25 protein-coding genes and 3 pseudogenes are annotated in these 26,079 nt (G+C 67.5%); 9 read left to right on the forward strand and 19 right to left on the reverse strand.

What is annotated here, in order from left to right; genetic code table 11:
- Positions 1 to 59 precede the first annotated feature (59 nt).
- Both VL15_RS13135 and VL15_RS13140 read right to left on the reverse strand, forming a co-directional pair.
- Positions 60 to 1,352, reverse strand: coding sequence for a CaiB/BaiF CoA transferase family protein (locus VL15_RS13135; RefSeq protein WP_048245993.1), 1,293 nt, complete (start codon positions 1,350 to 1,352; stop codon positions 60 to 62).
- The gene (locus VL15_RS13140; protein ID WP_048245994.1) at positions 1,349 to 2,335 is read right to left on the reverse strand and encodes a hydroxymethylglutaryl-CoA lyase; all 987 of its coding nucleotides are present in this window, start codon (positions 2,333 to 2,335) and stop codon (positions 1,349 to 1,351) included. The genes VL15_RS13135 and VL15_RS13140 overlap by 4 nt, the downstream gene beginning before the upstream one ends.
- A gap of 172 nt (positions 2,336 to 2,507) precedes the next feature.
- On the opposite strand from VL15_RS13140, the gene VL15_RS13145 reads away from it, so the two are divergent.
- Both VL15_RS13145 and VL15_RS13150 read left to right on the forward strand, forming a co-directional pair.
- Positions 2,508 to 3,320, forward strand: a complete 813-nt coding sequence (locus tag VL15_RS13145; RefSeq protein WP_048245996.1) for an IclR family transcriptional regulator — start codon at positions 2,508 to 2,510, stop codon at positions 3,318 to 3,320.
- A 119-nt stretch (positions 3,321 to 3,439) separates the two neighbouring features.
- A pseudogene (locus VL15_RS13150) lies at positions 3,440 to 4,098 on the forward strand (2-hydroxychromene-2-carboxylate isomerase).
- A 36-nt stretch (positions 4,099 to 4,134) separates the two neighbouring features.
- Here VL15_RS13150 and VL15_RS13155 read toward each other — a convergent pair.
- A complete protein-coding gene (locus VL15_RS13155; protein ID WP_048246000.1) occupies positions 4,135 to 5,118 on the reverse strand; it encodes a LysR family transcriptional regulator in 984 nt (327 codons plus the stop codon).
- Positions 5,119 to 5,219: 101 nt separating this feature from the next.
- Here VL15_RS13155 and VL15_RS13160 point away from each other — a divergent pair, with 101 nt between their 5' ends.
- Together VL15_RS13160 and VL15_RS13165 are read left to right on the forward strand one after the other, a co-directional pair.
- Positions 5,220 to 6,452, forward strand: a complete 1,233-nt coding sequence (locus VL15_RS13160) for an MFS transporter (RefSeq protein ID WP_048246002.1) — start codon at positions 5,220 to 5,222, stop codon at positions 6,450 to 6,452.
- A 426-nt stretch (positions 6,453 to 6,878) separates the two neighbouring features.
- On the forward strand, positions 6,879 to 7,571 hold the full coding sequence (locus tag VL15_RS13165; protein ID WP_048246005.1) for a phosphatase PAP2 family protein: 693 nt from the start codon (positions 6,879 to 6,881) through the stop codon (positions 7,569 to 7,571).
- Positions 7,572 to 7,644: 73 nt separating this feature from the next.
- Here VL15_RS13165 and VL15_RS13170 read toward each other — a convergent pair.
- The 4 genes and pseudogenes from VL15_RS13170 to VL15_RS13180 all read right to left on the reverse strand — a co-directional run.
- Positions 7,645 to 8,292: pseudogene (locus VL15_RS13170) on the reverse strand (glutathione S-transferase); the annotation flags it as partial.
- Between the two features lie 127 nt (positions 8,293 to 8,419).
- On the reverse strand, positions 8,420 to 9,490 hold the full coding sequence (locus VL15_RS13175; RefSeq protein ID WP_048246007.1) for an MBL fold metallo-hydrolase: 1,071 nt from the start codon (positions 9,488 to 9,490) through the stop codon (positions 8,420 to 8,422).
- Positions 9,491 to 10,373: 883 nt separating this feature from the next.
- Positions 10,374 to 10,868, reverse strand: coding sequence for a hypothetical protein (locus VL15_RS39975; protein WP_155420201.1), 495 nt, complete (start codon positions 10,866 to 10,868; stop codon positions 10,374 to 10,376).
- Positions 10,869 to 11,084: 216 nt separating this feature from the next.
- Positions 11,085 to 11,324 carry a hypothetical protein gene (locus VL15_RS13180; RefSeq protein WP_048246009.1) on the reverse strand — a complete coding sequence of 80 codons (240 nt, stop codon included), beginning with the start codon at positions 11,322 to 11,324 and terminating at the stop codon, positions 11,085 to 11,087.
- 528 nt (positions 11,325 to 11,852) lie between these two features.
- On the opposite strand from VL15_RS13180, the gene VL15_RS13185 reads away from it, so the two are divergent.
- Entirely contained in the window at positions 11,853 to 12,755 is a 903-nt protein-coding gene (locus VL15_RS13185; protein WP_419188665.1) for an HTH-type transcriptional regulator ArgP, read from the forward strand.
- Positions 12,756 to 12,787: 32 nt separating this feature from the next.
- Here VL15_RS13185 and ltaE read toward each other — a convergent pair whose 3' ends face one another.
- The 3 genes from ltaE to VL15_RS13200 all read right to left on the reverse strand — a co-directional run bounded on the left by ltaE (position 12,788) and on the right by VL15_RS13200 (position 14,850).
- A complete protein-coding gene (gene ltaE / locus VL15_RS13190; protein WP_048246013.1) occupies positions 12,788 to 13,801 on the reverse strand; it encodes a low-specificity L-threonine aldolase in 1,014 nt (337 codons plus the stop codon).
- A 163-nt stretch (positions 13,802 to 13,964) separates the two neighbouring features.
- Positions 13,965 to 14,504, reverse strand: coding sequence for a YMGG-like glycine zipper-containing protein (locus VL15_RS13195; protein ID WP_048246015.1), 540 nt, complete (start codon positions 14,502 to 14,504; stop codon positions 13,965 to 13,967).
- Positions 14,505 to 14,517: 13 nt separating this feature from the next.
- Complete coding sequence (locus VL15_RS13200) at positions 14,518 to 14,850, reverse strand: hypothetical protein (protein ID WP_048246018.1); 333 nt, start codon at positions 14,848 to 14,850, stop codon at positions 14,518 to 14,520.
- A gap of 502 nt (positions 14,851 to 15,352) precedes the next feature.
- On the opposite strand from VL15_RS13200, the gene VL15_RS13205 reads away from it, so the two are divergent.
- The 3 genes from VL15_RS13205 to VL15_RS13215 are packed head-to-tail and all read left to right on the forward strand — an operon-like array spanning position 15,353 to position 17,953.
- Entirely contained in the window at positions 15,353 to 16,765 is a 1,413-nt protein-coding gene (locus tag VL15_RS13205; protein ID WP_048246020.1) for a cytochrome ubiquinol oxidase subunit I, read from the forward strand.
- A gap of 29 nt (positions 16,766 to 16,794) precedes the next feature.
- Positions 16,795 to 17,802 (forward strand): cytochrome d ubiquinol oxidase subunit II, encoded by a 1,008-nt coding sequence (gene cydB, locus VL15_RS13210; RefSeq protein WP_048246022.1) that lies wholly within the window; start codon positions 16,795 to 16,797, stop codon positions 17,800 to 17,802.
- Positions 17,774 to 17,953: a hypothetical protein gene (locus tag VL15_RS13215; protein WP_034187692.1), complete on the forward strand. Its 180-nt coding sequence runs from the start codon at positions 17,774 to 17,776 to the stop codon at positions 17,951 to 17,953. The genes cydB and VL15_RS13215 overlap by 29 nt, the downstream gene beginning before the upstream one ends.
- Before the next feature lie 129 nt (positions 17,954 to 18,082).
- On the opposite strand, the gene VL15_RS13220 is transcribed toward VL15_RS13215, so the two are convergent.
- Positions 18,083 to 18,766, reverse strand: a complete 684-nt coding sequence (locus VL15_RS13220) for a hypothetical protein (protein WP_048246024.1) — start codon at positions 18,764 to 18,766, stop codon at positions 18,083 to 18,085.
- Between the two features lie 100 nt (positions 18,767 to 18,866).
- Between VL15_RS13220 and VL15_RS13225 the strand changes: the two genes are divergently transcribed.
- The gene (locus tag VL15_RS13225; protein ID WP_048246028.1) at positions 18,867 to 19,772 is read left to right on the forward strand and encodes a LysR substrate-binding domain-containing protein; all 906 of its coding nucleotides are present in this window, start codon (positions 18,867 to 18,869) and stop codon (positions 19,770 to 19,772) included.
- A gap of 15 nt (positions 19,773 to 19,787) precedes the next feature.
- On the opposite strand, the gene VL15_RS13230 is transcribed toward VL15_RS13225, so the two are convergent.
- The 8 genes and pseudogenes from VL15_RS13230 to VL15_RS13265 form a co-directional block, all read right to left on the reverse strand.
- On the reverse strand, positions 19,788 to 20,072 hold the full coding sequence (locus VL15_RS13230; RefSeq protein WP_048246030.1) for a helix-turn-helix domain-containing protein: 285 nt from the start codon (positions 20,070 to 20,072) through the stop codon (positions 19,788 to 19,790).
- A gap of 16 nt (positions 20,073 to 20,088) precedes the next feature.
- Positions 20,089 to 21,402 (reverse strand): type II toxin-antitoxin system HipA family toxin, encoded by a 1,314-nt coding sequence (locus VL15_RS13235; protein ID WP_048246032.1) that lies wholly within the window; start codon positions 21,400 to 21,402, stop codon positions 20,089 to 20,091.
- Between the two features lie 120 nt (positions 21,403 to 21,522).
- A complete protein-coding gene (locus VL15_RS13240; RefSeq protein WP_048246034.1) occupies positions 21,523 to 21,717 on the reverse strand; it encodes a YqaE/Pmp3 family membrane protein in 195 nt (64 codons plus the stop codon).
- Between the two features lie 180 nt (positions 21,718 to 21,897).
- Positions 21,898 to 22,491 (reverse strand): annotated as a pseudogene (locus tag VL15_RS13245) (porin); the annotation flags it as partial.
- 62 nt (positions 22,492 to 22,553) lie between these two features.
- Positions 22,554 to 23,009, reverse strand: coding sequence for a TIGR00725 family protein (locus VL15_RS13250; RefSeq protein WP_155420207.1), 456 nt, complete (start codon positions 23,007 to 23,009; stop codon positions 22,554 to 22,556).
- A 70-nt stretch (positions 23,010 to 23,079) separates the two neighbouring features.
- Positions 23,080 to 23,910, reverse strand: a complete 831-nt coding sequence (locus VL15_RS13255) for an ABC transporter permease (protein ID WP_048246038.1) — start codon at positions 23,908 to 23,910, stop codon at positions 23,080 to 23,082.
- Positions 23,911 to 23,920: 10 nt separating this feature from the next.
- Positions 23,921 to 25,009, reverse strand: a complete 1,089-nt coding sequence (locus VL15_RS13260; protein WP_048246040.1) for an extracellular solute-binding protein — start codon at positions 25,007 to 25,009, stop codon at positions 23,921 to 23,923.
- Between the two features lie 26 nt (positions 25,010 to 25,035).
- The gene (locus tag VL15_RS13265) at positions 25,036 to 26,079 is read right to left on the reverse strand and encodes an ABC transporter ATP-binding protein (RefSeq protein WP_048246042.1); all 1,044 of its coding nucleotides are present in this window, start codon (positions 26,077 to 26,079) and stop codon (positions 25,036 to 25,038) included.

Consider the following 26,079-nt stretch of genomic DNA (forward strand, 5'->3'; position numbering starts at 1 on the left):
CCGTGTCCGCGCGGTGCGCGCCGCGGTCGCCTTTGTTCGTTCGATGGATCGCGACCGCGCTATGCGCTCGCCACTTCGTTCGGCGACGGCGCGCCGCCCGGCCCGTCGCCGTGCGCCGCGTCGTCGGCGCCGAGCCGCCCCGCCACGACTCCGGCGTCGATCAGCGCACGCGCTTCGTCCGGTGTGTAGCCGAGCTCGCCGAGCAGCGCGCGCGTGTCCTGGCCGAGCGCGGGCGGCGCCGAGCGCAGCCGCAGGCGCTCGCCCGCGAGCGTCAGCGGCAGCAGCGCGGTGCGCGTGTCGACCGGACGACCGGCGCTGCTCGCGTCGGCCGGCAGCGTCACGGCTTCGAGGCCGCCCGTCGCGAGCAAATGCGGATCGTCGAACAGGTCCTGCGGCTTCGTGATCGGCGCGTACGGCAGGCCGATCGATTCGAAGATCGTGCCGATCTCCGCGGCCGAATGCGGCGCGAGCCGCGCACGCAACGCGGGCAGCAGCCACTCCCTCGCCTGCACGCGCAGGTTGTTGGTCGCGAGGCGCGGATCGTCCTTCAGCGCCGCAAATCCGAATGCGTCGCAGAACAGCGCCCACTGCGTGTCCGACACCACCGCGAGAAAGATCTGTTCGCCGTCCTTCACGGCGAACACGTCGTAGACGGCCCACGCGGAAATCCGGCTCGGCATCGGCGACGCGGCCTGCCCCGTCACCGCGAACTGCATCATGTGCTGCGCGACGAGGAACACGTTGTTCTCGAACAGCGAACTCTGCACCTGCTGGCCGCGGCCGGTGCGCTCGCGCTGCGCGAGCGCGGCCATCGCGCCGATCGCGCCGAACATGCCGCCCATGATGTCGTTCACGCTCGATCCCGCGCGCAGCGGCCGGCCCTCGGGGCCGGTCATGTAGGCCAGCCCGCCCATCATCTGCACGACTTCGTCGAGCGCGGTGCGATGCTCGTACGGCCCCGGCAGGAAGCCCTTGTGCGATACGTACACGAGGCCCGGATTCAGCGAATGCAGCGCGGGATAACCGAGGCCGAGCCGGTCCATCGTGCCGCTCTTGAAGTTCTCGCTGAAGACATCCGCCGTCGCGACGAGCCGCAGCACGATCTCCAGCCCGCGCGGATCCTTCACGTCGACCGCAAGGCTCTTCTTGTTGCGGTTGAACATCCCGAAGAAGCCCGCGCCGGAACCGCGCAGCGCACGCGTGCTGTCACCCGCGATCGGCTCGATCTTGATGACTTCCGCGCCGAGATCCGCGAGCAGCATCCCGCACGTCGGGCCCATCACCATGTGCGTCATCTCGATCACGCGCACGCCTTCGTACGGCAGCGTCGAAGCAGGTAGCCGGTCGTTCATTGCGCGACTCCCGTCAGGCAGCCTTCCGGTTGAGGCGCCGTCGGAACGCGGCCGTCCGCATAACGAAAGCCCTTCGGCAACCCGGCGTCCGGCACGTGGCCATACAGCGCCTCGGACGGCAGCGCGTCGTGCAGGATCGCGCGTGCGGCGAGCAGCGCGTCGACGTCGACGCCCGTGTCGATCCCCATCGATTCGAGCAGGAACACGAGATCCTCGGTGACGATGTTGCCGGTCGCGCCCGGCGCATACGGACAACCGCCGAGGCCGCCCTGGCTCGCGTCGATCGTCGTCACGCCCGCGTCGAGCGCCGCGACGACGTTCGCGAGCCCTTGCCCGCGCGTGTTGTGGAAATGCGCGCCGCCGGCCTTGTCGCCGACCTCGCGGCGCAGACGCGCGAACAGCCGACGCACCTGTGCCGGATTCGCATAGCCGCTCGTATCCGACAGGCCGATCTCGTCGACGCCGCATTCGGCCATCGCGACGGCCATCGCGATCGTCTCGTCGTCGCTGACGGCGCCCGCGATCGTGCAGCCGAACGCGACCGACACACCCGCCTCGATCTGTATCGACGGAAACCGCGCGTCGCGCAGCGCGACGATCGCACGCACCTCGTCGATCATCTGCGCGGGCGTCTTGCGGATGTTCGCGAGCGAATGCGCGTCCGTCACCGAGACCGGCAACGTCAGCTTGTGCACGCCCGCCGCGAACGCGTGTTCGGCGCCGCGCAGGTTCGGCGCCAGTGCGGCGACGTGCAGCCCGGGAATCGCCAGCGCGTGCGCGACGACGTCGGATACATCGGCCATCTGCGGCAACAGCCTGGCCGGCACGAACGACCCCACCTCGATCTCGCGCAGGCCGGCGGCGGCCAGCGCGGTGATCCAGCGCAGCTTGCCGGCCGTCGGCATCACGGTCCGGATGCTCTGCAGGCCATCGCGCGGCCCGACCTCGCTCACCAGCACCTTCGGATATTCGGAAACATTCATTCGATACCTCGTCGTTCTATCTGAAAGAACATAGTTCTGTTAGATAGAACTTTAGGCGCACACCGAATGAGCAGTAAGCGGGGTATACCCGTGAAAATGCGATTTTCTGGAACTTGAGTTCTGTCAGACAGAACGATATAGTCGACCGCACATCATTCGAAGGAAGCAGGCAGTGCCTACGACTCCAGCAGATCACGCCGACGACGGGCCCGATGCGGCGGCCGAAGCGTCCAGCGGCGTCGCCGTTCTCGATCGCGCGTTCGCGATCCTCCGTGCATTCGGACCGACCGACGACCGGCTGTCGCTCGCCGAGCTGTCACGCCGCACCGGGCTGTACAAGAGCACGATCCTGCGCCTGCTCGCCGCGCTCGAGCATGGCGGCTTCATGCGCAAGCTCGACGACGGCCAGTACGCGGTCGGACACGAGCCGCTGCGGCTCGCCGCGCTGTACCAGCGTTCGTTCCGGGTCGGCCCGGTGGTCGAGCCGCTGCTCGAGACGCTGAGCCGCGAACTCGGGGAAACGGCGTCGTTCTACGTGCGCCAGGGCGACACGCGCTCGGTGCTCTACCGCGTCGAGCCCGCACGCGCGGTGCGCGTGTCGATTCGCGTCGGCGAGGAATTTCCGGTTCGCCAGGGCGCGTCCGGGAAGGTGCTGCTGGCGTTCACCGACGCGCAGGATGCACGCTGGGACGACGTGCGCGAACACATGTGGGCCGCGTCGTACGGCGAGCGCGACCCCGAGACGGCGTCGGCCTCCGTGCCCGTGTTCGGCGCGGCCGGCGAATGCGTCGGCGCGCTGACGGTGTCGGGCCCGAAATCGCGGCTCGCCGCCGCGCCGGCGATGGCGGCGGCGCTCGCGATGCTGCTGCCGCTCGCGCAAAAGGCGACCGTTGCACTCGGCGGCGCGGGTGCCCGCTACGACGCGGCCGCCGTGCGCGACAGTCTCGAGCGGCTCGCGTCGGCAGCGGACGACGCCGGGTCGTAGCCGGCCGCGCGCGTACGGCAGTGCGGCAGCGCGAAAGGCGGCCGCATGCGACACTGGCCGCCGACGCACGCATCGCGCGCCGCCCGTGGGCGCACCCTGCGCGCAACCGCCAACCCGACATGCATGAGGGGCATTCGCCATGAACGCCGCGCGCACCGCCACCTGGTATTTCGATTTCGTTTCGCCGTTCGCGTACCTGCAGCAGGAACAGTTCGACCGGTTGCCGCCCGCAGCCGCGTTCGACGCGCGGCCGATCGTGCTCGGCGCGCTGCTCACGCACTGGGGCCAGAAAGCGCCGGCCGAGATCGCGGCAAAACGCGTCTTCACGTATCGCCACGCGCAATACCGCGCGGACAAACTCGGCATTGCGTTCCGGATGCCGCCCGCGCACCCGTTCAACCCGATCAAGCCGCTGCGCCTCGCGATCGCGATGGGCAGTACGCCCGACGCGATCCGGCGGATCTTCCGGCATATCTGGCGCGACGGCCAGGACGTATCGACGCCGGAAGGCTTCGCCGCGCTGTGCGAAGCCGTCGGTTTTCCGGAAGGCGTGACGGCCGTCGAAGCACAGCCGGTGAAGGACGCGCTGCGCGCGAACACGGATCAAGCGATCGCGCACGGCGTATTCGGCGTGCCGACCTTCGAACTCGACGGCGACCTGTTCTGGGGCGAGGATGCGACCGACATGTTCGCCGACTGCGCCACGTCGCGCACGTGGCTCGACTCGCCCGAGGTGCGCCGCATCAGCGCGCTGCCCGAAGGGATCCGGCGCGGCTGACCGCGCGGCGCCAGCCGGCGTCGGGCGCCGCCTGCATCAGACGTCGCGCCCTTCGACGAGCCCCGGCACGGCCTCGCGCATCATCGCGACGAACCGCACGAGCCGCGACGGATAGAACTGCGCATGCGGGTAGGTCAGGTAGACGGGCAGCGGCGCGGCCTGCCACTCGGGTGCGAGGTGCACGAGCTCGCCGCGCGCCAGGTGGTCGGCCAGCATCCACGACGAACCGACGCACGCGCCGACACCCAGCAGCGCCGCGCTGCGCAGCGCGTACAGGTTCGCGGTCGTGATGCGCGGACGGATCGCGATGCGTCGCGTCTCGCCCGTGACGGCGTGCGTCAGCGCCAGCTCGGTCCGGTAATACGTGCGCAGTGCGAGCCATGGCAACACGGCCAGCGCGGCGGGGTCGGCCGGCACGTCGGTACCGTTCAGCACGGACGGCGCGGCGACCACGAAGCGCGGCACCTTCGTCAGCCGGATCGCGACCACGGACGGATCGGTCGGCTCGCCGACCTGGATCGCGCAATCGATACCGCTGCCGATGAAATCCCGCACCTCGTCCTGCAGCAGCCATTCGACCGACACGCGCGGATAGTCGCGCAGGAACTGCGCGAGCGGCCCGACGAAACGCTCCTGACCGAACGCGTGCGGCACCGCGACGCGCAGCAGCCCGTCGGGCTCCTCCTGCGCACCGCGCAGGTCGGCCTCGAACGCCGCCCAGTTGGCCAGCAGTTCCTTCGCACGCTTGAAGCAGCGCTCGCCGTCGACGGTCAGCCGCATCGTGTGCGTCGTCCGTTGCAGCAGCCGCATGCCGAGCGAGCGTTCGAGCGCCTGCAGCCGCCGGCTGATCGTCGGCTGCGTCGTATGCAGTTGCGCGGCGGCAGCCGACAGGCTGCCGGCCTCGACTATGCGTACGAAGGTTTCCATCAGCTCGAAACGATAGCCCGCGCCGTCCACCGGCACCACCTGAACGCGCGAAGACCCGCCAGCAGCGGGAGAAGCGGAAGATTTTTCAGTCATTCGTTCAGCGTATAACAAATCTGCGCAAGGCGGCACTACCGTGGTCGGCCATGCGCCGCCACACTCGCGTCCATCCCGTTATCCAACCAAGGATGCACGCCATGTCCACCTCGCCCCGTCTCGACGCCGCGCCCCTCGTGGCGCAAGCCCCGGCCCGCCCGGCCGCCCCTTCGACGCCCGATCGCCGGCTCGTGCTGCTGCTCGCGGCCGCCGCCGGTCTCGGCGTCGCGCCCCTCTACTATGCGCAGCCGATGCTCGGCGCGCTCGGGCCCGATCTCGGCGCATCGGCGCGCGCGATCGGCTTCGTGCCGACGCTCACGCAGCTCGGCTATGCGCTCGGCATCCTGCTGCTCGCGCCGCTCGGCGACCGCTTCGACCGTCGCCGCGTAATCGCGACCAAGGCCGCCTCACTGGTCGTCGCACTGCTGCTCGCCGCCGTCGCGCCGTCGCTCGGGCTGCTGCTCGCGGCGAGCTTCGCGATCGGCCTCGCCGCGACGATGGCGCAGGACGTCGTGCCGGCCGCCGCGACGCTCGCGCATGACGCGCATCGCGGACGCATCGTCGGTACGGTGATGACAGGGCTGCTGCTCGGCATCCTGCTGTCGCGCGTCGTGGCCGGGTTCGTCGCCGAGACGGCCGGCTGGCGCGTGATGTTCGCACTCGCGGCTGCCAGCGTCGCCGCGATCGGTGTCGTGGCCGCGCGCGGGCTGCCGCACTTCGAGCCGACCACGCGCCTGCCGTATCGCGCGCTGATCGGGTCGCTCGGCGCGCTATGGCGCCATCATCCGGCGCTGCGGCGCGCCGCGCTTGCACAGGGGCTGCTGGCCATCGGGTTCAGCGCGTTCTGGTCGACGCTCGCGGTAATGCTGCACGGCGCGCCGTTCCACCTCGGCAGCGCGGCCGCGGGCGCTTTCGGCCTCGCCGGCGCCGCCGGCGCGCTGGCCGCGCCCATTGCCGGGCGACTGGCCGATCATCACGGCCCCGAGCGCGTCACGCGCATCGGCATCGGCATCGCAACGCTGTCGTTCGCATCGATGGCCGCCGCGCCGCTGATGTCGCCGCATGCGCAGCTCGTGCTGCTCGCGGTCGCGACGATCGGCTTCGATCTCGGCGTGCAGGCGACACTGATTGCGCATCAGGCAATCGTCTATCGAATCGATCCCGCGTCGCGCAGCCGCCTCAACGCGGTGCTGTTCGTCGGCATGTTCATCGGGATGGCGGCCGGCGCCGCGATCGGCAGTTTGTTGCTCGCGCAACTGGGCTGGAATGCGGTAACCGCGTTGGCCGTCGCGACGTCGCTGGCCGCGCTCGCCGTGCGGGTCTGGCGCAACTGACCCGGCGTCGCGCACGCACAACGGGCAGGCCCACAGGGCTTGCCCGCCTTTTCTTTTATTTTCGATCGGCGCATGCATCGCGCCGCGCGGCCCGGCAGATTCGCGCGGCCGGCAGCCCGCATTCGTTCATCCGGTGCAAGGTCCGCGCCGGCCCGCCGAATTGTCCAGTTGAACCAAATATTTTTCCGGCGGCCGTGCGGATCCGCGCACAAACGTCGGACGATTCGACCCTGCCGCGCCGCATGGCGCGCTCCCATCCGGCCCCGCCACGCAGCCCCGTTTTATCAGGGGATTCCCGGTATTTTTTCGGATTTTCTTCGAAATAACGGGTGACATACTTGCCCCCCGTTGCGCTCCGGTGCGAGCGCGCTTTCAGATCCTGCCGGCCGCATGTCTTGCGCTGCGCATCCGTCGGGGTCGCAGAACATGAACCATTTCGACACCACGATCCAGATCTTCCTCACCCACATGACGTTCGGCCCGCTGATGAATCATGCGATCCGCGTGGTCGCGGGCCTGTACACGTTCAAGGGCTTCGTGCTCATTCCCGTGCTGTGCTGGCTGTGGTTCCAGCCGGGCCCGAACCGCGAGCGGCAACGCGAGCTGGTCGTCGCGACGATCGCGAGCGGACTCATCGCGCTCGCGATCGGCCGGCTGCTCGCGCAGGTGCTGCCGTTCCGCGTACGGCCGATCTACAACCCCGACCTGCACCTGCAGTTTCCGTCGGCAGGGCTGCGCGCGGCGACGTTGCAGGCATGGAGTTCGTTTCCGAGCGATCACGCGATGCTGTGGATGGCGATCGCGACCGGCATCTTCATCATCGCGCGCCGCGCCGGCGTGTTCGCGCTGCTTTATTCGGCCGTATTCATTTGCCTGCCGCGCGCGTACCTCGGCTTTCACTACCCGACCGACCTGATCGCGGGCGCCGCGATCGGCATCGCGATCGCATGGCTGCTGACGCGCGACGCGGTCCGGTCGCGCTTCGCGCCGCAGGTGCTGGAGATGATCCGGCGCTTCCCCGCGCCGGCCTATACGCTCGCGTTCCTGCTGTGCTTCGAGTTGATCACGCAGTTCGACGAACTGCTGACGCTCGCGCAGTCGGCCACGCACACGATGTGACGGACGGGCGCCGCGATGCTGCCGCTGCTGTCCTTCCGTCGCCCGGGCTCGCGCTGCCGGCCATGCGCGGCCGCGGCGCGCCGAGCGGAAAGAACGAGCGAAACGGCCGCGCCTCGTCGACCGCGCGCGCGAACGACGGCCGCGCCAACAGACGCTTGCGATACGCAATCACGTTCGCGAACGACGGATCGATCCGGTGGGTCCAGTCCGCGTAGAACAGGAACGGCGCCGCGCCGCAATCGGCGAGGCTGAAGCGGTCGCCGGCCGCCCATTCGCGATCGGCCATCTTCTTGTCCAGCCACGCATACGACGTGTCGAGCATCGCGCGCGCATCGGCGACACCCCGCGGATCGCGCTCGTCTTCCCGCCGCAGCGCGTTGTACACGACCTTTTGCTGCGGCGTCGACACGTAGTTGTCGAAGAAACGATCCATCGCCCGCACCTCGAGCGCCGCATGCGGATCGTCGGGCAACAGACGCACGGGGCCCGGATGGTTCAGGCCGAGATACTCGATGATGATCGACGCCTCGACCACGGTGCGGCCCGCATCGACGAGCACCGGAAAGCGCTTCAGCGGCCACAGCGCGGTCAGTTCCTGCATCGGCTTCGGATCGTCGTGTGCGAGCAGGCGATACTCGAACGGCGTGCCGTTCTCGTACAACGCGGTCAGCACCTTCTGGCAGTAGGACGAAAAGGGATGGGCGTAAAGCGTCGGCATCATCGCGTGACCTCTCAGGGGTTTCGGCGCCGCGTCATGCGGCACCACATGAACGGATACCTTGACGACGAACGGCGCCGGGCCGTTTCGACATCGGTCCGGAATTTTTTTGTCGCGCAACCTCCGGCCGCTACGACCGGCCGTCCATCACGACGCGCCCTTCCGCGCGCCAGCGCAGCATCCCGCCGCCGAGATTCGCAACCGCGTCGAAGCCGGCCTTCAGCAGGATCACGTTCGCCTGCGCGGACCGTCCGCCGGCCCGGCACACGGTCACGACCGGCCGGTCGCGTGCGATCTCGCCGGCGCGCGCGGCCAGTTCGCCGAGCGGGATCGGCGTCGCGCCGGGCAGGTGGCCGAGCGGGCCCGTGAATTCGTCCGGTTCGCGCACGTCGACGACCTGCACAGCCTGCAGATGATCCTCGAGCCATTGCGGATCGATTTCCCAGAACCCGGCGAACGTATAGACGAGCGGCGCCCAGTCGGGCGCCGCCTGCGCTTCGGGTGCGTTCGCGGCGACGCCGCACTGCAGGTTCGCCGGCACCGCGACGTCGATCTGGCGCGGGTGCGCGAGCCCGAGGTTGTGCATGTAGCCCGCGAAATCGTCTTCGCTGAGATCGCCGCCGAGGCGCGGATTGAAGCGCCGCTCCTCGCCGACGCTCGTCACCGTGAGGCCGCGATAGTCGTGCGCCGGATACAGCAGGCACGCGGCCGGCAACGTGAAGAGCCGGCCGTGCACCGCGCGATACAGCGCGCGCGGGTCGCCCTGCTGGAAGTCGGTGCGGCCCGTGCCGCGGATCAGCAGGCAATCGCCGGTGAACGCCATCGATTCGTCGTCGAGCACGAGGCTGATGCAGCCGCTCGTGTGGCCGGGCGTCGCGCGCACGGTCACGTAGCGCGAGCCGAAGGTGCAGCGGTCGCCGTCGTTCAGGTAGCGGTCGGCGCCGTGCGCGCCGCTCGCGTCCGAGATCGCGATCGCGCTGCCCGTGCGCTGCTTCAGCAGCCACGCGCCCGTCACGTGATCGGCGTGCACGTGCGTGTCGACGGTCGCGACGAGCCGCAGCCCGAGCTCGTCGAGCAGCGCCACGTCGCGGCGCACCTGCTCGAACACGGGATCGATCAGCAGCGCTTCGCGCGACCCGCGGTCGGCGAGCAGATAGGTGTAGGTCGACGATTGCGGGTCGAAAAGTTGCCGGAAGATCATCGCGAGGTCGCTCCGTCGCCTGTTCAGGTTGGTGTTGTCCGGCCGGTACGCTGTGCGCCGCCGACGCGCGGGCCGGCGGGCGCGCGTGCCGCCCCGTCGCGTGCGTGCCGCGCCGCATGATCCGGCAACACGCGGCTACGTCTGCTGCGTATCGTCGTCCGGCACCGACGTCGGCATGATGACAGCGCCGCCGGGCAACCGGCGCCGCGCCTGCCGCGTTTCGCACATTCATACAGCGTAGATCAAAATTCGCGCGCCGCCGTACCCAGCGCGACAGCCGATTCCGATGACGAATGACGCGCGGCGGGACGATTCGCCACGCCCGGACGATTGCGCACGCTGCCCTGCACTACGGGCTGTTCTCGTCCCCGTTCACAGGAATTCCACCGACATGTCGATGACGATCGATCAGAGACGAAGACGCATAAATCGTTAGTCTCGCGCCGGTCAAAACGCAGGCCATCAACGTTTTACAGACTTTTATTTGGTTTCGCGACTATCGGGCTTTGTCGCGGGCAAGTTGCCTGACTTGCCGCACTCGACCAGCTCCGCCGCATGATCGATGGCGCTCGCGTCGACTGAAGAAGCAAAAAGGCAGTAGCGCCACAAGCCATCCTGCTTGTGGCGCTACGTTGTCACTTCTTCACCGGGTCAATGCCCCCAACACTGCGCACCCCGGATGTACCCGGGAATCGCCCCGGAGTTGTGCCTACATGGGTCGATCCTCTGAAGTGCCGCCACGTAATTGATCGTCAACGAATCGACGATGCTGTCGATCTGCGCGATTTGGGTACCTTGCTCGGGCGTAAAACAATCAGCATCCACATGAGCCGGATCAGACTGCCACGGACCGCCGACGGTACCGGCGAGGTCAGCAGGCAGCTTATGCCTCACGTCCGAAACTGGGGTGGCGAATCAATCTCCGAGCACGCTTCCTCGCATTGAAGCAGACCTTCAGATCTTCGGGCGGACTGGTTCCGGTGTGTTTGCCCTGTGCCCGCCAGCGGCGTGGCAAAGGGAAGTGGCGAAACCGCAATCGGACTCGCAACGTGAGTTCCTGCATCGTCTCAATTCGAATCGCCTTGACAAAACATAGCAAGGCGTCCCTCGATCCAGACACACTGCTGTATTCCTGTTCGCCGATTCGCGCCTCCAAGAGCACCGCAAGTCCGGACTCCCGCGCTATTTTCATTACGTCCATGTTCATCGCCTCCTGCGCCTTTGCGACTCGACGCCCGATCAGTTTTGCTCCCGGTGACTGCGCACCTTTCATGCCTCGCAGGGCAACCCTGGCCAGCACTGAAATTGCACGCTGTGGATGGTTCGCGTACGACGAGCTTGATGCCCTGTCTGCCAGCGTCCCGATAAAGGAAATCAACGAACCGCTTCGACATCGACAACGATTGGCGTATGGCCGATGTCCACTAGCGACGTCGCCTGCGCGCAAAGGGGTGCGTCCTGCCCCATGCTGTAGCAAACTCGTGGCACGCAAAAAAACGCTCGCAGCGGGCTTTTCCTTTGAGGTACTGGCTATTGGTTGACAGGACCCAAACAGGTAGCGTCGCTCACGAATCGAACACCTTGCCAAACTGCATCAGCGTCCATTCGCGTACGAAAGCTGCTCGATCGACGCCGAAACAACGCTCAACACGTGCCGCACGACCTCCTCTTCCGTCATACCTGAATCGAGGTACGTACGCACGCTCATGGACCGGGGCTGACAGGATCCGAACTCGTCGTCGACGATGTAGACCTTCGCCATGCCGGTACCTGCCGCCAGAAATACCTGGACGGTTTGGTTGCCAACTACCGTGCACATGCTCAGGGAACCCATCCTGCCTCTCCAGTCACTTTGTCGCGAACTCAGTATGCGCGCGAGCGACAGGCGCTATTCACCTATAAACCAACCCTTTCGTATCTCGTCTCGGTAAATTCGCCCTCATCGAGCGCTTTTGACTTACTTGCATCGTCCCGCGCCGCTTGACGAACTCACGCCCAAGTTCGACAAGCGATGAGAGTCCGCGCCGGCATTGCCAGTTCGCGCGTCGCCGTACATCGCGATGCAGCCGGAGCGTGGTGTGCAGTTCGTCTGGATTTGAGTAAGCGCCCCGTACCCGAATTGGGAAATTCATACGAGAACCACACCTACGAGAGAACATATGGCATGGTTCTCCGGTATGCGCACCTCGCGCCCGACCATCTGGCTCAACATGCCGAATCGGTCACGGTTGGGTCCCAGGGTGTGCCTATTTTCGACGCCGCATTTACCCGCCCGGCGTCGTGCTCAACCGCAGCGCGATAACTGGCGAGGCTTTATTGGTTTGAGTAACACAATCTGTCACGGTTAATCTGATACATGTCTCTGACGATCGATCCGAAGCAGGCCGCCGCGCTGCTGGCCGTCGCCGACACCGGCAGCTTCGAGCAGGCGGCCGTGCGCCTGCACGTGACCGCGTCCGCCGTCACGCAGCGGGTCCGCGCGCTGGAAGCGAGCCTCGGCACGCCGCTCGTGCTGCGCACGCGCCCGTGCCGCCCGACGGTGGCCGGGCAGCGCGTGCTGCAGCACCTGCGCCGCGTCGCGCTGCTGCAGGCCGACCTGCAAAGCACACTCGCGACCGAGCGCGCATCGCCGATCTCCGTGACGATCGCGCTGAACGCCGACAGCCTCGGTACGTGGTTCCTGCCCGCGCTGACCTCCGTGCTCGCGGGCGAGCGCATCCTGTTCGAGCTGATCGTCGAGGATCAGGACCACACGTTCGCGCTGCTCGAAAGCGGCATGGCCGTGGGCTGCGTGACGACCGAGCCGAAGCCGATGCGCGGCTGCATCGCGACGCCGCTCGGCACGATGCGCTACCGGCTGCTCGCGGCCGCCGCGTTCGCAGTGCGCTGGTTTCCGCGCGGGCTGAACCGCACGAGCGCGCGCAAGGCGCCCGTCGTCGCATATTCGCGGCGCGACACGCTGCAGTCGTCGTTCCTGAAGGAGAAGTTCGGGTTGCCCGAAGGCGCCTACCCGTGCCACTACGTGCCGGGCACCCATTCGCATTTCGCGGCGGTGCGGCACGGGCTCGGTTACGCGATGGTGCCGGAGCCGCTGATCGGCACCGCACCGCTCGACGTGCAGGGGCTCGTCGATCTCGCACCCGCGCATCCGACCGACGTCACGCTGTACTGGCACGCGTGGACCGTGCAGTCGCCGACGATGGCGTCGCTGTCCGCGCGGGTCGTCGAAGCGGCGCGCCGGTTGCTCGCGCCGCTGCCGAAATGACATGAGCCGGTGACGGGCCCGGCCCGCGGCCGTTACGCGCGACGCTGCGAGAAATACGCGCCGACCGCGTCGAGGAACGCGTCGATATCCGCGCGCGATACGTCGCAGTGGGTGACGAAGCGCGACGCGTACAGCATCTGCGTGAGGATCCCGCGCGCCTTGAGCCACGCCTCGAGCGGCGCGCAATCGGCTTCGGGGAATTGCGCGAACACCATGTTCGTCGCATGCGACAGCACCTTCACACCTTCGATGCGCGCGAGGCCTGCCGCGAGATGCGCGGCATTCGCGTGATCGTCCGCGAGGCGCTCGACGTTGTGGTCGAGCGCATACAGGCACGCCGCCGCGAGAATGCCCGACTGCCGCATCCCGCCGCCGAGCACCTTGCGCCAGCGCGCCGCGCGCTCGATCAACGCCGGGCTGCCGACCAGCACGGAGCCGACCGGTGCGCCGAGCCCTTTCGAGAAGCAGATCGACACGCTGTCGAACGGTGCGCACAGCTCGGCGATCGGACGGCCCGATGCGACGGCCGCGTTGCACACGCGCGCGCCGTCGAGGTGCGCGGACAGCCCACGGCTGCGCGCGAACGCGACGGCTTCCTCGACATAAGCTTCCGGCAAGACCTGGCCGCCGATCGTGTTCTCGAGCGCGAGCAGGCGCGTGCGGGCAAAGTGATTGTCAATCGGCTTGATCGCCGCGGCGATCTTCGCGAGCGGCAGCGTGCCGTCCGGCGCGTTCTCGATCGGCTGCGGCTGGATGCTGCCCAGCACGGCCGCGCCGCCGCCTTCGTACTTGTAGGTGTGCGCGAGCTGGCCGACGATGTATTCGTCGCCGCGCTCGCAATGGGCCATCAGTGCGGCCAGGTTGCTCTGCGTGCCGCTCGGGAAGAACAGGCCGGCTTCCTTGCCGGCCCGCTCGGCCGTGACCGACTGCAGGCGCAGCACGGTCGGGTCGTCGCCCCAGACGTCGTCGCCGACTTCGGCGGCAGTCATCGCGGCCAGCATGGCCTGGCTGGGACGTGTCACGGTATCGCTGCGTAAATCGATCATCGCTGTGCCTTGAGTAAACGCGGACCGGAACCCATGCGCCCGGCCCTGCCGAAACGAGACTCAGAGTGTACGCAATTCACGCAGCGCCTGCCCATGGTCGATCGTCGATCGCGCCCCGGCGCGTGCGGTACGCCCACGCCGGCGCAACCGGTGAACGCCGACGTCAATACCGCGGCGGCGGCGGCTGGACACCCGCGGGCGGCATCGGCGGCGCCGCGCGCGGTGCGCCCCCGCCATATCCGCCGCCGCCACCGCCGCTCATCCCGCCCGGCACCGGCACGCGGTTGCCCGTCGCATACATGCACTGCAGGTACGCGTAGTCGTAGCGGCGCTGAATGTCGTAGGCCGAGCCCTGCGCGGCGCCCGCGCCGACGACGCTGCCCGCGAGCAGCCCGGCGCCCGCGCCGACGGCCGCACCGGTACCGCCGTTGAACGCAGCGCCGGCCGCGGCACCCAGCGCGGTGCCGACGGCCGCGCTACCGACCGCGCTCGCGGTCGCGGCCTGCCCGGCACTCACGCCGCCCGATTGCTGGAATGCGTACTGGCGGCAGCTTCCGTCGTCGGCGCGGAACTGGTCGAACGACTTGCCGGTGCCCGGCAGCGCCATCACGCTCGGCCCGGTCGGCATGTATGCGCATGCGCCAAGGAGGCCGGCCAGCGCCAGCGCGGCCGGCACGTGCACGAATCGAAATGCGGATTTCATCGTCGCGCCTCCGTCACTGCGGCCGCGCCGGCACCGATCGCCAGCCCGACTTGCAGGTCTTCACATATGGGTAGTAGTGCCTCGACGCGTCGCAGTAGTACCAGAGGTTCGCGTCGCCGTCGTCTTGCGGCTGCCCCTTCTCGACATATTCGGGAGGCGGGCCGGGATCGACCGGTACCGCGATGACGGGCGGCGGGTAGTAGTAGGGCGCGGGAACGACAGGGTAGTAATACGGGTAGCTGAAGCCGGGGCCGACATAGACCCCGACCCGGGCGGCATGCGCCAAGCCGCCCGTCGCGAGCGCCACCGCGGCTGCCGCGCCCAGCGCGAGCTTCAATCCATTCACGTCACGTTCTCCGACAGGCCGGTTCGCCGATGCGAACCCGATACCCCGCACGCTACGCCGCACGCGATCCGGCATCCATTACGGGCGACCCCGCCAATGTTGCGCGACGTTACCCGTGTGACAGCCGCCACCGGCGACGGCCCGCCGGCACGGGCGTTCGCGTTACGCATTAACACGGCGAAACCGATCGGCCGTGAACGGCGCCGCGCGCCGGCCGCCCGGCGCGCAATTTCCGCAGGCGCGAAACCGTTCCGATGACGCGACGCGCCATATTGACGCACGTGCGTCAGACCGCCGCGCCGCGGCCGCGCGCGCGGCGGACGGCCTTCTTGATACGAATCAACGATTTATCCCGAAATCGCGCGCGGCGGGCTGGACATCTGCGACGAGTTGGCACATTTCGCGGTGCAACATCGCGGCACATACTCCAGCCAACCCCGACGCCTGTCCGTCGGGGTCCGCCGGCACCCGTCGGCGGGTATCGTCAGCTTCGGTCAACTGTATGGACACCGCACTTTCGGCCCTCGATCTGGCCCGCCTGCAATTCGCGTTCACCGTCTCCTTTCACATCGTCTTCCCGGCGCTGAGCATCGGCCTCGCCAGCTTCATCGCCGTGCTCGAATATCGCTGGCTCAAGACCGGCAAGCAGTACTACAAAACCCTCTGTCTGTTCTGGTCGAAGATCTTCGCGGTCGCGTTCGGGATGGGCGTCGTCTCCGGCGTCGTGATGAGCTACCAGTTCGGCACCAACTGGTCGGGCTTCTCGAGCTTCGCGGGCGCCGTCACCGGGCCGCTGCTGATGTACGAGGTGATGACCGCGTTCTTCCTCGAGGCCGGCTTCCTCGGCATCATGCTGTTCGGCTGGAACCGCGTGAGCCCGCGCGCGCACTTCGGCGCGACGCTGATGGTCGCGATCGGCACGCTGATCTCGACGTTCTGGATCCTCGCGTCGAACAGCTGGATGCAGACGCCGCAGGGCTTCGAGATCGTTGACGGCCGCGTCGTACCGACCGACTGGTTCGCGATCATCTTCAACCCGTCGTTCCCGTACCGCCTGTTCCATATGGCGATCGCCGCGTTCATCGTCGCCGCGCTGGTCGTGGCCGCAACCGCCGCATGGCACCTGCTGAAGGGCCGCCGCGACAAGAGCGTGAAGAAGATGTTCTCGATGGCGCTGTGGCTGCTGCTCGTGCTCGCGCCGCTGCAGGCCGTGATCGGCGACCAGCACGGCATCAACACGCTGAAGCACCAGCCCGCGAAGATCGCCGCGATCGAAGGGCTGTGGGAAACCGAGAAGGGCGGCACGCCGCTCAACCTGTTCGGCATTCCGGACATGAAGGCCGAAACGACCCGCTACGCGGTGAAGGTGCCGCACCTCGGCAGCCTGATCCTCACGCATAGCTGGGACGGCGAGATCCGCGGGCTGAAGGATTTCCCGCCCGAAGATCGCCCGAACTCGACGGTCGTGTTCTGGAGCTTCCGGATCATGGTCGGCCTCGGCTTCGCGATGATCGGCCTCGCCGCGCTCGCGTGGCTGCTGCGCCGCCGCGGCCGCCTGTATGAATCGAAGGGATTCCAGCGCTTCGCGCTCGTGATGGGCCCGACCGGCTTCGTGTCGCTGCTCGCGGGCTGGGTGACGACCGAGGCGGGTCGCCAGCCGTGGGTCGTGTATGGCGTGATGCGCACCGCGCAGGCCGTGTCGCCGCTGTCGGTGCAACAGGTCAGCCTGTCGATGATGACGTTCGTGATCGTGTACTTCCTCGTGTTCGGCACCGGCGTGTACTACATGCTGAAGCTGATGAAGGCCGGCCCCGCGCTGCCCGACGTGAAGCACGACGACACGCCCGACACGCGCCCCGATCACACCGCGCGCCGCCCGATGTCGGCCGTCGACGAGCTGATCGAAACCGTCTGAGCCCACCCCATCCGCACACGAGAAAACCTATGGACGTCACCGTAATCTGGGCCGCGATCATCGCATTGGGGCTCTTCATGTACGTCGTGCTCGACGGCTTCGACCTCGGCATCGGCATCGTCTTCCCGTTCTTCCCGGACGAGAAGGAACGCGACCTGATGATGAACACGGTCGCCCCCGTGTGGGACGGCAACGAGACGTGGCTCGTGCTCGGCGGCGCCGGGTTGTTCGCGGTGTTCCCGATCGTCTATTCGACCGTGCTGTCCGCACTGTACCTGCCGCTGATCTTCATGCTGGTCTGCCTGATCTTCCGCGGCGTGTCGTTCGAGATCCGCGCGAAGGCGCGGCGCACGAAGCACCTGTGGGATCTCGCGTTCATCGGCGGCTCCGCCGGCGCGACGCTGTTCCAGGGCATCGCGCTCGGTGCGTTCCTGCAGGGTATCGACGTGAAGGACGGCGTGTTCGCGGGCGACGCATTCGACTGGCTGACGCCGTTCAGCCTGCTGACCGGCCTCGGCCTGATCGTGACCTATGCGCTGCTCGGCTGCTGCTGGCTCGTCGCGAAGACGGAAGGCGACCTGCAGCGCCGGCTGCATCGCGTCGTGTGGCCGCTGACCATCGTGCTGCTCGGCTTCATCGCGGTCGTCAGCCTGTGGACGCCGCTGCAGGATCCCGCCATCGCGCAGCGCTGGTTCGACTCGGGGCTGTTCTGGCGCCTGCTGCCGGTGCCGTTCCTGGTCGCCGGGTGCGCGGTGTGGATGCGTCGCGCGGTACGCGACCGGCACGACATGATGCCGTTCGTGCTCGCGCTGGCGCTCGTGCTGCTCGGCTACGTCGGTCTGCTCGTCACGCTGTTCCCGTACGCGATTCCTCAGACCATGACGATCTGGGAAGCGGCGGCGCCGCGTTCCAGCCAGACCTTCACGCTGGTCGGCGCAGCGGTTATCCTCCCGATCATCATCGCCTACACGACGATGGGTTACTGGGTATTCCGAGGCAAGGTGCGCCATGAAGACCAGCATTACTACCACCACTGATTCCGCCGATCGCCCGCCCGAGGCGCCGCGACCGCGGATGCGCGGCTGGATGTGGTTCGTCGTGCTGTGGGCGGGCGGCGTGATCGGCGCCGTCACGCTCGGCTACGCGTTCAAGATCTTCATGAACCTGACGCTGTTTGCGGTGAAGTAAGCACCCTCTGCGTTGCTCGCCGGGGCGAATGCCGGACCCGTTCCGCGCATCCCGCCTCCGGCTCACTGCCGTCGCCGCCGGCACGCTGCCGTGGCGATCGCAATCCCCCGCTTTCACGCACCGGCGCACTCACCGCTCGCACTTCGTCGCGCACATCGCCTTGTCCACTTCCGTGAAGAACGCCTGGTAGTACCCGGGCTCCATGACGGTCTTGGTACGCGAATCGCCGGCGCTGTCCCACACCGTGCGATCGAATCGTGCCCGCACGATCGCGACGTGCGCCTCCCGCCCCGCCCGAACCGTCACGATAGCGGCCACGCGTTCATGATCGGGCTTCGTCGGCAGCATCCCGATGCGCGCCTTCAGCGCGCCGCGCAACAGCTGACGCCACTTCGGGATCAGCGCGTCGCTGCGCCCCGCTTCCACCAGCCCCGAATCGCGATCGACCGTCACCGGCGCATAACCCTGCGCGCGCAGCACGCCGGCCACCGCGTCGAGCGTGCGCGCCTGCGTCGCATCCGCATAGCGGCGATCGCTGAGCATGCGCAGCGTCTGCTGCTCGGTATCGGTCAGGTCGACTTCGGTCTGGCTCGAGCTGTAGCGCACCAGCGATCCGCCGTTGCCGATCTGCCGCTCGTTGTCGGGTTTCGTCGCGCACCCGGTCAGCGCCGCGAACAGTCCGGCACAGGCGAGCGCCAGTGCGCCGCGGCCGCGCGCGGGCGGCACTGCGGCCAGGCGGCGCGCCGCGCGCCGGAGGCGAAGACGGTGGCGAATTCCGGTTGCCCGGGTGTCGGGTGGCGATATGATCGTCATCGGGGCGTTCTCTCCTGTCGGCGCCATGATAGGGAGGCACCCGGGCCGCCACAAACGACATTTTTTGACCCACTGTTTAGCTTTTCTTCGCGATCTCACGATGCGCCGATTACCGCCCCTGAACGCGCTGCGCAGCTTCGAAGCCGCCGGCCGCCTGCAGAGCCTCACCCTCGCCGCCGAGGAACTGAACGTGACCCAGAGCGCGATCGCGCAGCAGATCCGCGTACTCGAATCGTTCTTCGGGCAGAAGCTGTTCGAACGCGACGGGCGTTCGCTGCGGCTCACGCCGCGCGCGCGGCATTACCTCGTCGACGTCGCGAGTTGCCTCGGCCGGCTCGCGCAGGCGACCGGGCAGATGTTCGAACCGGAGGGCGGCCAGCCGGTGCGGATCAACGCATCGGTGTCGTTCGCGCACGGATGGTTGCTGACGCAACTGGCCGTATTCCAGGCCGCGCATCCGGATATCGACGTGCAGCTCGTCACGACCGCCGACGCCGAACGCGACCAGATCGACGAAACCTGCGACATCGTGATCCGCCGCTATACGCCGGAGTTGCGCCGCAAGGGCTTCGTGTCGCGTCCGCTGCTCGCGACCGTCGCGGTGCCCGTGTGTGCGCCCGGCCATCCGGTGCTCGAACGGGTGCGCGTGCCGGCGGACCTGCGCAACGCGCCGCTGCTGCACTACGCGGGCATGCCGCAGGCGTGGCAATACTGGTTCCACCAGGCCGGCTCGGACGTCACCGAGACATTGCGCGGGCCGTTCTATCGCGAGTTCTTTCTGATGGTGAAAGCTGCCGCGAGCGGGCTCGGCGTGTGCCTTGCGCCGCGCGCGGTCGTTAGCGACGACATCGCGAACGGCCGGCTCGTCGCGCTGTTTCCCGAGGTCCACCTCGAAGGGCCGCCGTTTCATTGCCTGTATCGCAACGACGACGATCCGTCGCTGCGCACGTTCGTCGACTGGCTGTTCGCGCGGGCCGAGGAACTGGACGGGCCGGTGGCGGAGTGACGGCGGCGTCAGCCGCTATGGCGACTCGCGCACGACCCCGAGCTTCAGCCCCAGCATGCCGAAGATTCGGTTCATCGTCTGCACCGTGCCGTCGCTGCGCCCCTGTTCGATATCCTGAATCGTTTTTGTCGATACGCCCGCGAGCTTCGCCATTTCCACGCTCGTCAGCCGCATCGTGCGTTTGAGATGGCGCACGGATTCCCGCAACGTCCATTCGGGATGCGAAAGAACATCCTCGATCGCCTGCCGACGAAGCGCCAGTTGGTCGGGAAGCGACAGCGTGTTGTAGCGCTTGTCCATGGTGTCGTCGGCAGGATCAGAGTGCGGCCATTTCGCCTGCAAGCCGTGCAATGCCAGGCCGCAGATGCGCGTGCACGTCCGGCTCCAGCCCGAAATCCGCGCCATGGTCGGCCAGTTTCCGCAGACATGGCGCCATGTCGCGCAGCCGCGCCGCCAGCGCGCCGCGATCGAGTGTCCGATGTGTTTCCCCGGGCTGCGGCTCACTCGCCCGGACGACGGTGTCGAGCACGCGCGTCCAATCCGGGCTGCCGCCGTCGTTGTCTTGCCAGCGAATGCGTCTGGCGATGCCGTCGGGATGCAAGTACATCGGCGCGAAATCGTATAGCGGCGTAAGCGCGACGCGGCCGTCGAAGTCACGCTGCAAAGCAGTGTTTCGTGCGTGATTGTCCTTGTTGCCCAGCGCCAGATTCGCGACGTCGCGGCACAGATATTCGCTCACCTCGGCTTGCGGATCCGTGCATTCGCGCACGAGATGCCAGCACACCTCATCGTGAGTCGGCACGACGCCGAAACCGGCCCTGCCGGTCAACGACGCGATACTTTCCTGTGCGAGCCGGGCAACGCCCGACACACCGCGCACACGGTCGAAACGAGGGATAAAGAGGGATCGGCCGCGCAGCGTCAACGGCGCATGCACACGCAGGCCAAGAAATTGCGCGAGTGCCATGTATGCCGCCTCGTGGCGCAGAATTTGCGCAAGACGCTCATTCGTGCCACGTCCGAACTTCACGATGTAATGCGCGATCGCTCGCTCGTCGGGCAGCGTGTGATCCAGGTAGAGAAGGCCGTCGTCGGCCCGAGTCAGCAGCAGCTTGGGCCATTCGCCCTGCACACCCGACGATCCGGCCACAAAGAACCCGTGTGCGGCAAGAAACTCGCTGAACGCATCGCCGCGCGTCGCAATCTCGTCATCCGTGAAACCTTGCAGCGGCCCCCGCCGTTCGGCCAGCCACTGTGCGGCCTCCTTTACGCGGAGATTGCCGATCGAATTGCCGGCTCCCGCCAGCAACAGTGGCCAGTCGGCGCCCTCTTCCGCCATTTCCGGCAACCCAAGCCGGCGAAGCAGCTCAAGACGACCGAAACCCTGCGGCAACAAGTCAATCAGGAATACCGGCCAATGCGGCTGATCCAGCGGCTCGAGGCCGACCGGAAAGCGACAGGTCATCGCGTACGCGTCCTTGGCAGACCGGTGTTCGACGGCCCATTCGATGTCGTATCCCGTATACGTGCGGCTACGCCAGCCCTCCCCGGCTTGCCCGAGCAGGCTGACAACACCGACGTCATGCCAGATGCCGTTGGCGTGGAGTTGAATAGTGCATGACTGATTCATTTCGGCAGAAAAATATACAAATCATGGCGATTTATCTGCATGAATTATATAGAATTCTTCCGAAACAGGATGGCAACGGAAAAAACATCGGAAAGTGCGCCATTGCCAACCCGGCCCCGCTCAGCGTCGACCGCCCAGCGCGTCCTCGATCTTGCGATCGGTCTTGTACTGGCTCAGCGCATAAACCGACCAGATCGCGGCCGGGATCCAGCCGATCAGCGTCAGTTGCAAGACCAAGCAGATCAGCCCGGCGACTGGACGCCCGATCGTGAAGAACTGCAGCCACGGGACCAGCAGGGCAAGAATCAGGCGCATCGAAAACCTCTTGGTGCATTGTTGAAGGAGTGTGTGCGGTCAATATGGCGATGTGCTCCGACGAAATCAAGCGCATGCGGCGCCATCGTTCCCCTTCACCCGCTCGCCCCCTCCCCAAAAAACGGCCCTCGCATCGCACAAGGGCCGCATCAAAGCGCCGGAGAAAAACCCGCGTCGCGATCAGAACGTGTGCCGCAGGCCAACCCGCACGAGCGTCTGCGTATCGCCCGCCGACGAAATGCCGTTGCCGACGTCGCCGACCGACACCGTCGCGTCAACGACGTTGCCGTACGGATCGAGCGTCTTGCCGCTCGCCTTCTGGTAGCCGACGAGACCGTAGAGCGCGGTCCGCTTCGACAGGGAGTAGTACGTCGCGAGGTTCAGCTGGTGATACTTCGGCGCGGCTTCGCCGCCGACCGAGCTGCCGCGCGTGAAGTCGTAGCCTGTCGCGACGCGTAGCGCCGGCGACACCTGCCACGACGCCGTGCCGCCGATCGAGTTGTAGGTCGCGTTGCCCCGGAACGTCGAGAACGCGCCCGCCCGATACTGCGTGTTGCTGTACGACAGGCCCAGCGTCACCGCGCCGATCTGGTAGGTCGACGCGGCCGCGACGATCTGCATGCTCTTCGACGACGCAAAACCCTCGTTGATCGACGATGCGAACGTGCCGTCGTAAGAGCCGGTCCATGCGCCGCCGTTCGCGCCGAATGCATTGGTCGCGTACAGGTAGGCCGCACCGATCGCGAACGGCCCGTTCACGTATTGGCCGCAGACCATTCGACCGATACAGCCTGATACCACCGGATACCACACACCCCGTCAGACGGGATACCGACCTACGCCGACTCGGACAACCATCGCGCGACATGCGCGACAAGCCGATCCGCTTCGTCGAAGCATTCGACGCCCGCCACCTGCGGCGCGTCGCACATCGCAAAAACCGGCTTGCCCCACTGCAGGCCGAGCGCGATTTCGGACAGCGTGCCGAGGCCGCCGCCCACCGCGATCAGGCACAGCGACGCGCGCGCGATCAGTGCGTTGCGCGTGATACCGAGCCCGGTCGGCAGCGCAACGCTCAGATACGGATTCGCGTGCTGCGCATCGTCCTCCGGCAGCAACCCGATCGCACAGCCGCCCGCCGCATGCGCGCCGCGCGCGGCGGCTTCCATCACACCCTGCTTGCCGCCGCCGACGAGCGCGACGCCCGCCCCCGCGAGCCCGTGCGCGATCCGTTCGGCCACGTGCAACTGCAGCTCCGTCGCTTCGCGCGGCCCGATCACGCCGACCGGCATCCGATGCCGCCGCACGCCGCGTTGCCGTTCCGCCAGTTGCGCGAGCGCGTCGCGCGCCGCTTCCGACCATTCAATGACGCCGTTGCCGAACAAGGCCTTCCCCCAATGCAAGAACGCAGGTGCAGATTGCCGTCAGCACGATCGACAGCACGGCCGCCTGCGAGAAATCGGTTTGCCCGTCCGACAGCTTCAGATACATCAGCAGCGGCAGGATGTTGATCTGCGTGCCGGCCAGTGCGATCGCGGTGCCATAGGTGCCGAGCGCGATCGCCGTCACGAGGCACCACGCGGATGCGATCGACGGCCACAGCTCGCGCCATGCGACGTCGAGCCACGCGCGCCACGGCCGCGCGCCGAGCGTCAGCGCGGCTTCGAGCGGCCGCCGGTCGAGGTTCGCGAGCGCCGGATAGAGCATCAGCGCGACGCGCGGGATCAGGTAGTACGCATACGCGACGGCCAGCCCCGGCATCGTGTAGATCGCGCCGCCGATCTCGTTCGCGTTCGCGCCCAGCGATGCGAGCAGCGTCGTGACGAAACCGGCGCGGCCGAACGCGAGAATGAAGCCGTACGCGATCACCAGCCCGGAAAACGCGAGCGGCACGCCGAGCATTGCGAGCGACCATCGGCGGCGGGCTGGCGACTGCCCGGCCAAGGCGAAGGCAACCGGCATGCCGACGCCGACCGACAGCGTGCCGGCGAACACCGCGAGCGCCAACGAGCGCACGATCGCGTAGCCGACCAGCGGATCGCCGAACACGGCGGCAAACGCGCGGCCGCTGTCCGTGAATGCCGCGGCGACGAGCGCGGCGAGCGGCAGCGCGAAGAACACCGCGAGCAGCGCGGCCGCGGGCACCGCACCGAAGCGGCGCAGCGCGCCGTGTTCGATTGACGAGGCGTGCATCGTCCGCTCCTTATTTGCCGAGCGTCGCCTGCGACCAGAGCTGGTCGACCTCGGCCTTGCGCGCCGCCGCCTTCACGACGTCGAGCGGGCGCACCTGCGGTGCATTCGGCAACTTCGCCGCGACATCCGGCGCAACCGGCGTACCGGACACCGCCGGACGCACGTAGCCTTGCGCAAACAGCGCCTGCCCGACGTCGCTCATCACCAGGTTGAGCCACAGTTGCGCGGCGGACGGGTTCGGGCCGTTCTTCACGAGGCTCATCGCATACGGCGCCGACACGCTGCCGTCCTGCGGAATCACGACGTCGGCCGCGTCGCCCATGCCATCCACATACTTCGCCTTGAGACCGTCGTTCTCGTAGCCGATCAGGATCGGGATCTCGCCCTTCACGAACTTCGCGTACGGCGTCGTGCCCTCGACGCGCAGCACGTTGCCCGCGTTCTTCAGCTTGCCGAAGAATTCCGCGCCGGGTTTCGGGTTCTCGACGCTGCCGCCGTTCGCATACGCGGCCGCGAACACCGCGACCTGGCCCTGGCCCGTCGAACGCGGGTCGAGATAGACCACCGCGTTGCGATACTCGGGTTTCAGCAGGTCCGACCACCGCTGCGGCGCGTTCTTGACGAGCTTCTTGTTGACGAGGAACGCGATGTTCAGCGAATGCACCGCGAACCAGCGGCCGTCGGCCGCGCGGAAGACGTTCGGCAGCTTGTCGAAGTTGACCGGCTTGAACGGCGCGACGACATCCTTGCCCTCGGCGTCGAGCGCCGACGCGGCGAAGTAATACGCGGTATCGGCCTGCGGACGGCGGCGCGACTTGTCGAGCGCGACGACGGTGGCCGCTGAGCCAATGTCGTTGTACGTGATCTCGACCTTCGGATAGCGCTTGCGGAATTCGGCGAACAACGCCTTCCAGTTCGCCCATTCGGGGCCCGTGTCGAACGACACGACGAGCCCTTCGTCGGCGGCCTTCGCGTACAGCGCGTCTTCTCCGGGGTACAGCGGCGCGGCGTGGGCCGACGCACCAGCGAGCGCCGCGAACGCGCAGAGCGCCAGCACGCGGACGCGCAAGGCTTTCACAAGAGGATGGCCTGCAAACATCGTGAATCTCCGTTGAATGAAATGGGTCATCGCGCGCCCGGCGCCGCCGGCAGCACGAGCAGATGGCGAGGCTCGATGGCGATGCTTTGCACCGCGGGCTCGCGCCCTTCGCACAACAGCGTGTCGGTCGAGCCGGCGGGAATGAAGTCGTAGCGTTGCGTCGCGCCGAAATAGCGCACTTCGCCGGAACGTCCGGCGATGCGGTTCACGCTGTCGGCCGGCGGATCGGCCTGCACGAGTTCAGGCCGCACCAGTACGTCGATTTCGGCGCCCGGCCGGTGCTTGCCCGTCTCCGCGCGGAGCATCGCGAAGCGCACGTCGATCGTGCCCTGCGCGAGCACGCGGCCGCGCAGCAGTGTCGAATGCCCGACGAAACGCGCGACTTGCGCGGAGGCCGGGCGCTCGTACAGGCTGCGCGGCGTGCCCGCCTGCAGCACGCGGCCGCCGTCGACGATCGCGACGCGATCGGCCATGCTCAGCGCCTCGTCCTGGTCGTGCGTGACGAGCAGCGTCGTCGCGCCGCACGCACGCTGCAGCATGCGGATTTCGTCGCGCAACTGATGGCGGATGCCGGCGTCGAGCGCCGCCAGCGGTTCGTCGAGCAGCAGCAGCTTCGGTTCGATCACGAGCGCCCGGGCCAGTGCGACGCGCTGCTGCTGCCCGCCGGACAGCATCGCGATACCGCGATCCGCATGTGCCGACAGGCCGACCCGGTCGAGCATCTCCAGCGCGCGCCGGCGCCGGGCTTCGGCCGCGACGCCGCGCATCCGCAGGCCGTACGCGACGTTGTCGACGACCGACAGGTTCGGGAACAGCGCGTAGTGCTGGAACACCATGCCCACCTCGCGCCGCCATACGGGCACGCCCGCCACGTCGTCGCCGCCGATCGCGATGCGGCCGCGATAGCCGTCGAGCAGGCCGGCCGCGAGCCGCAGCAGCGTGGATTTACCGGAACCGCTGCGTCCCATCACGGCGAGCAGCTCGCCTTGCGTCGCGGACAGCGTGACATCGTCGACGCCGTGACGCGCACCGGGATACTGGAAACTGACGTGTTCGAAATCGAGACTCAT

This window comes from Burkholderia cepacia (assembly GCF_001039005.1).
In the GTDB taxonomy this organism is placed as follows: Bacteria; Pseudomonadota; Gammaproteobacteria; order Burkholderiales; family Burkholderiaceae; genus Burkholderia; species Burkholderia theae.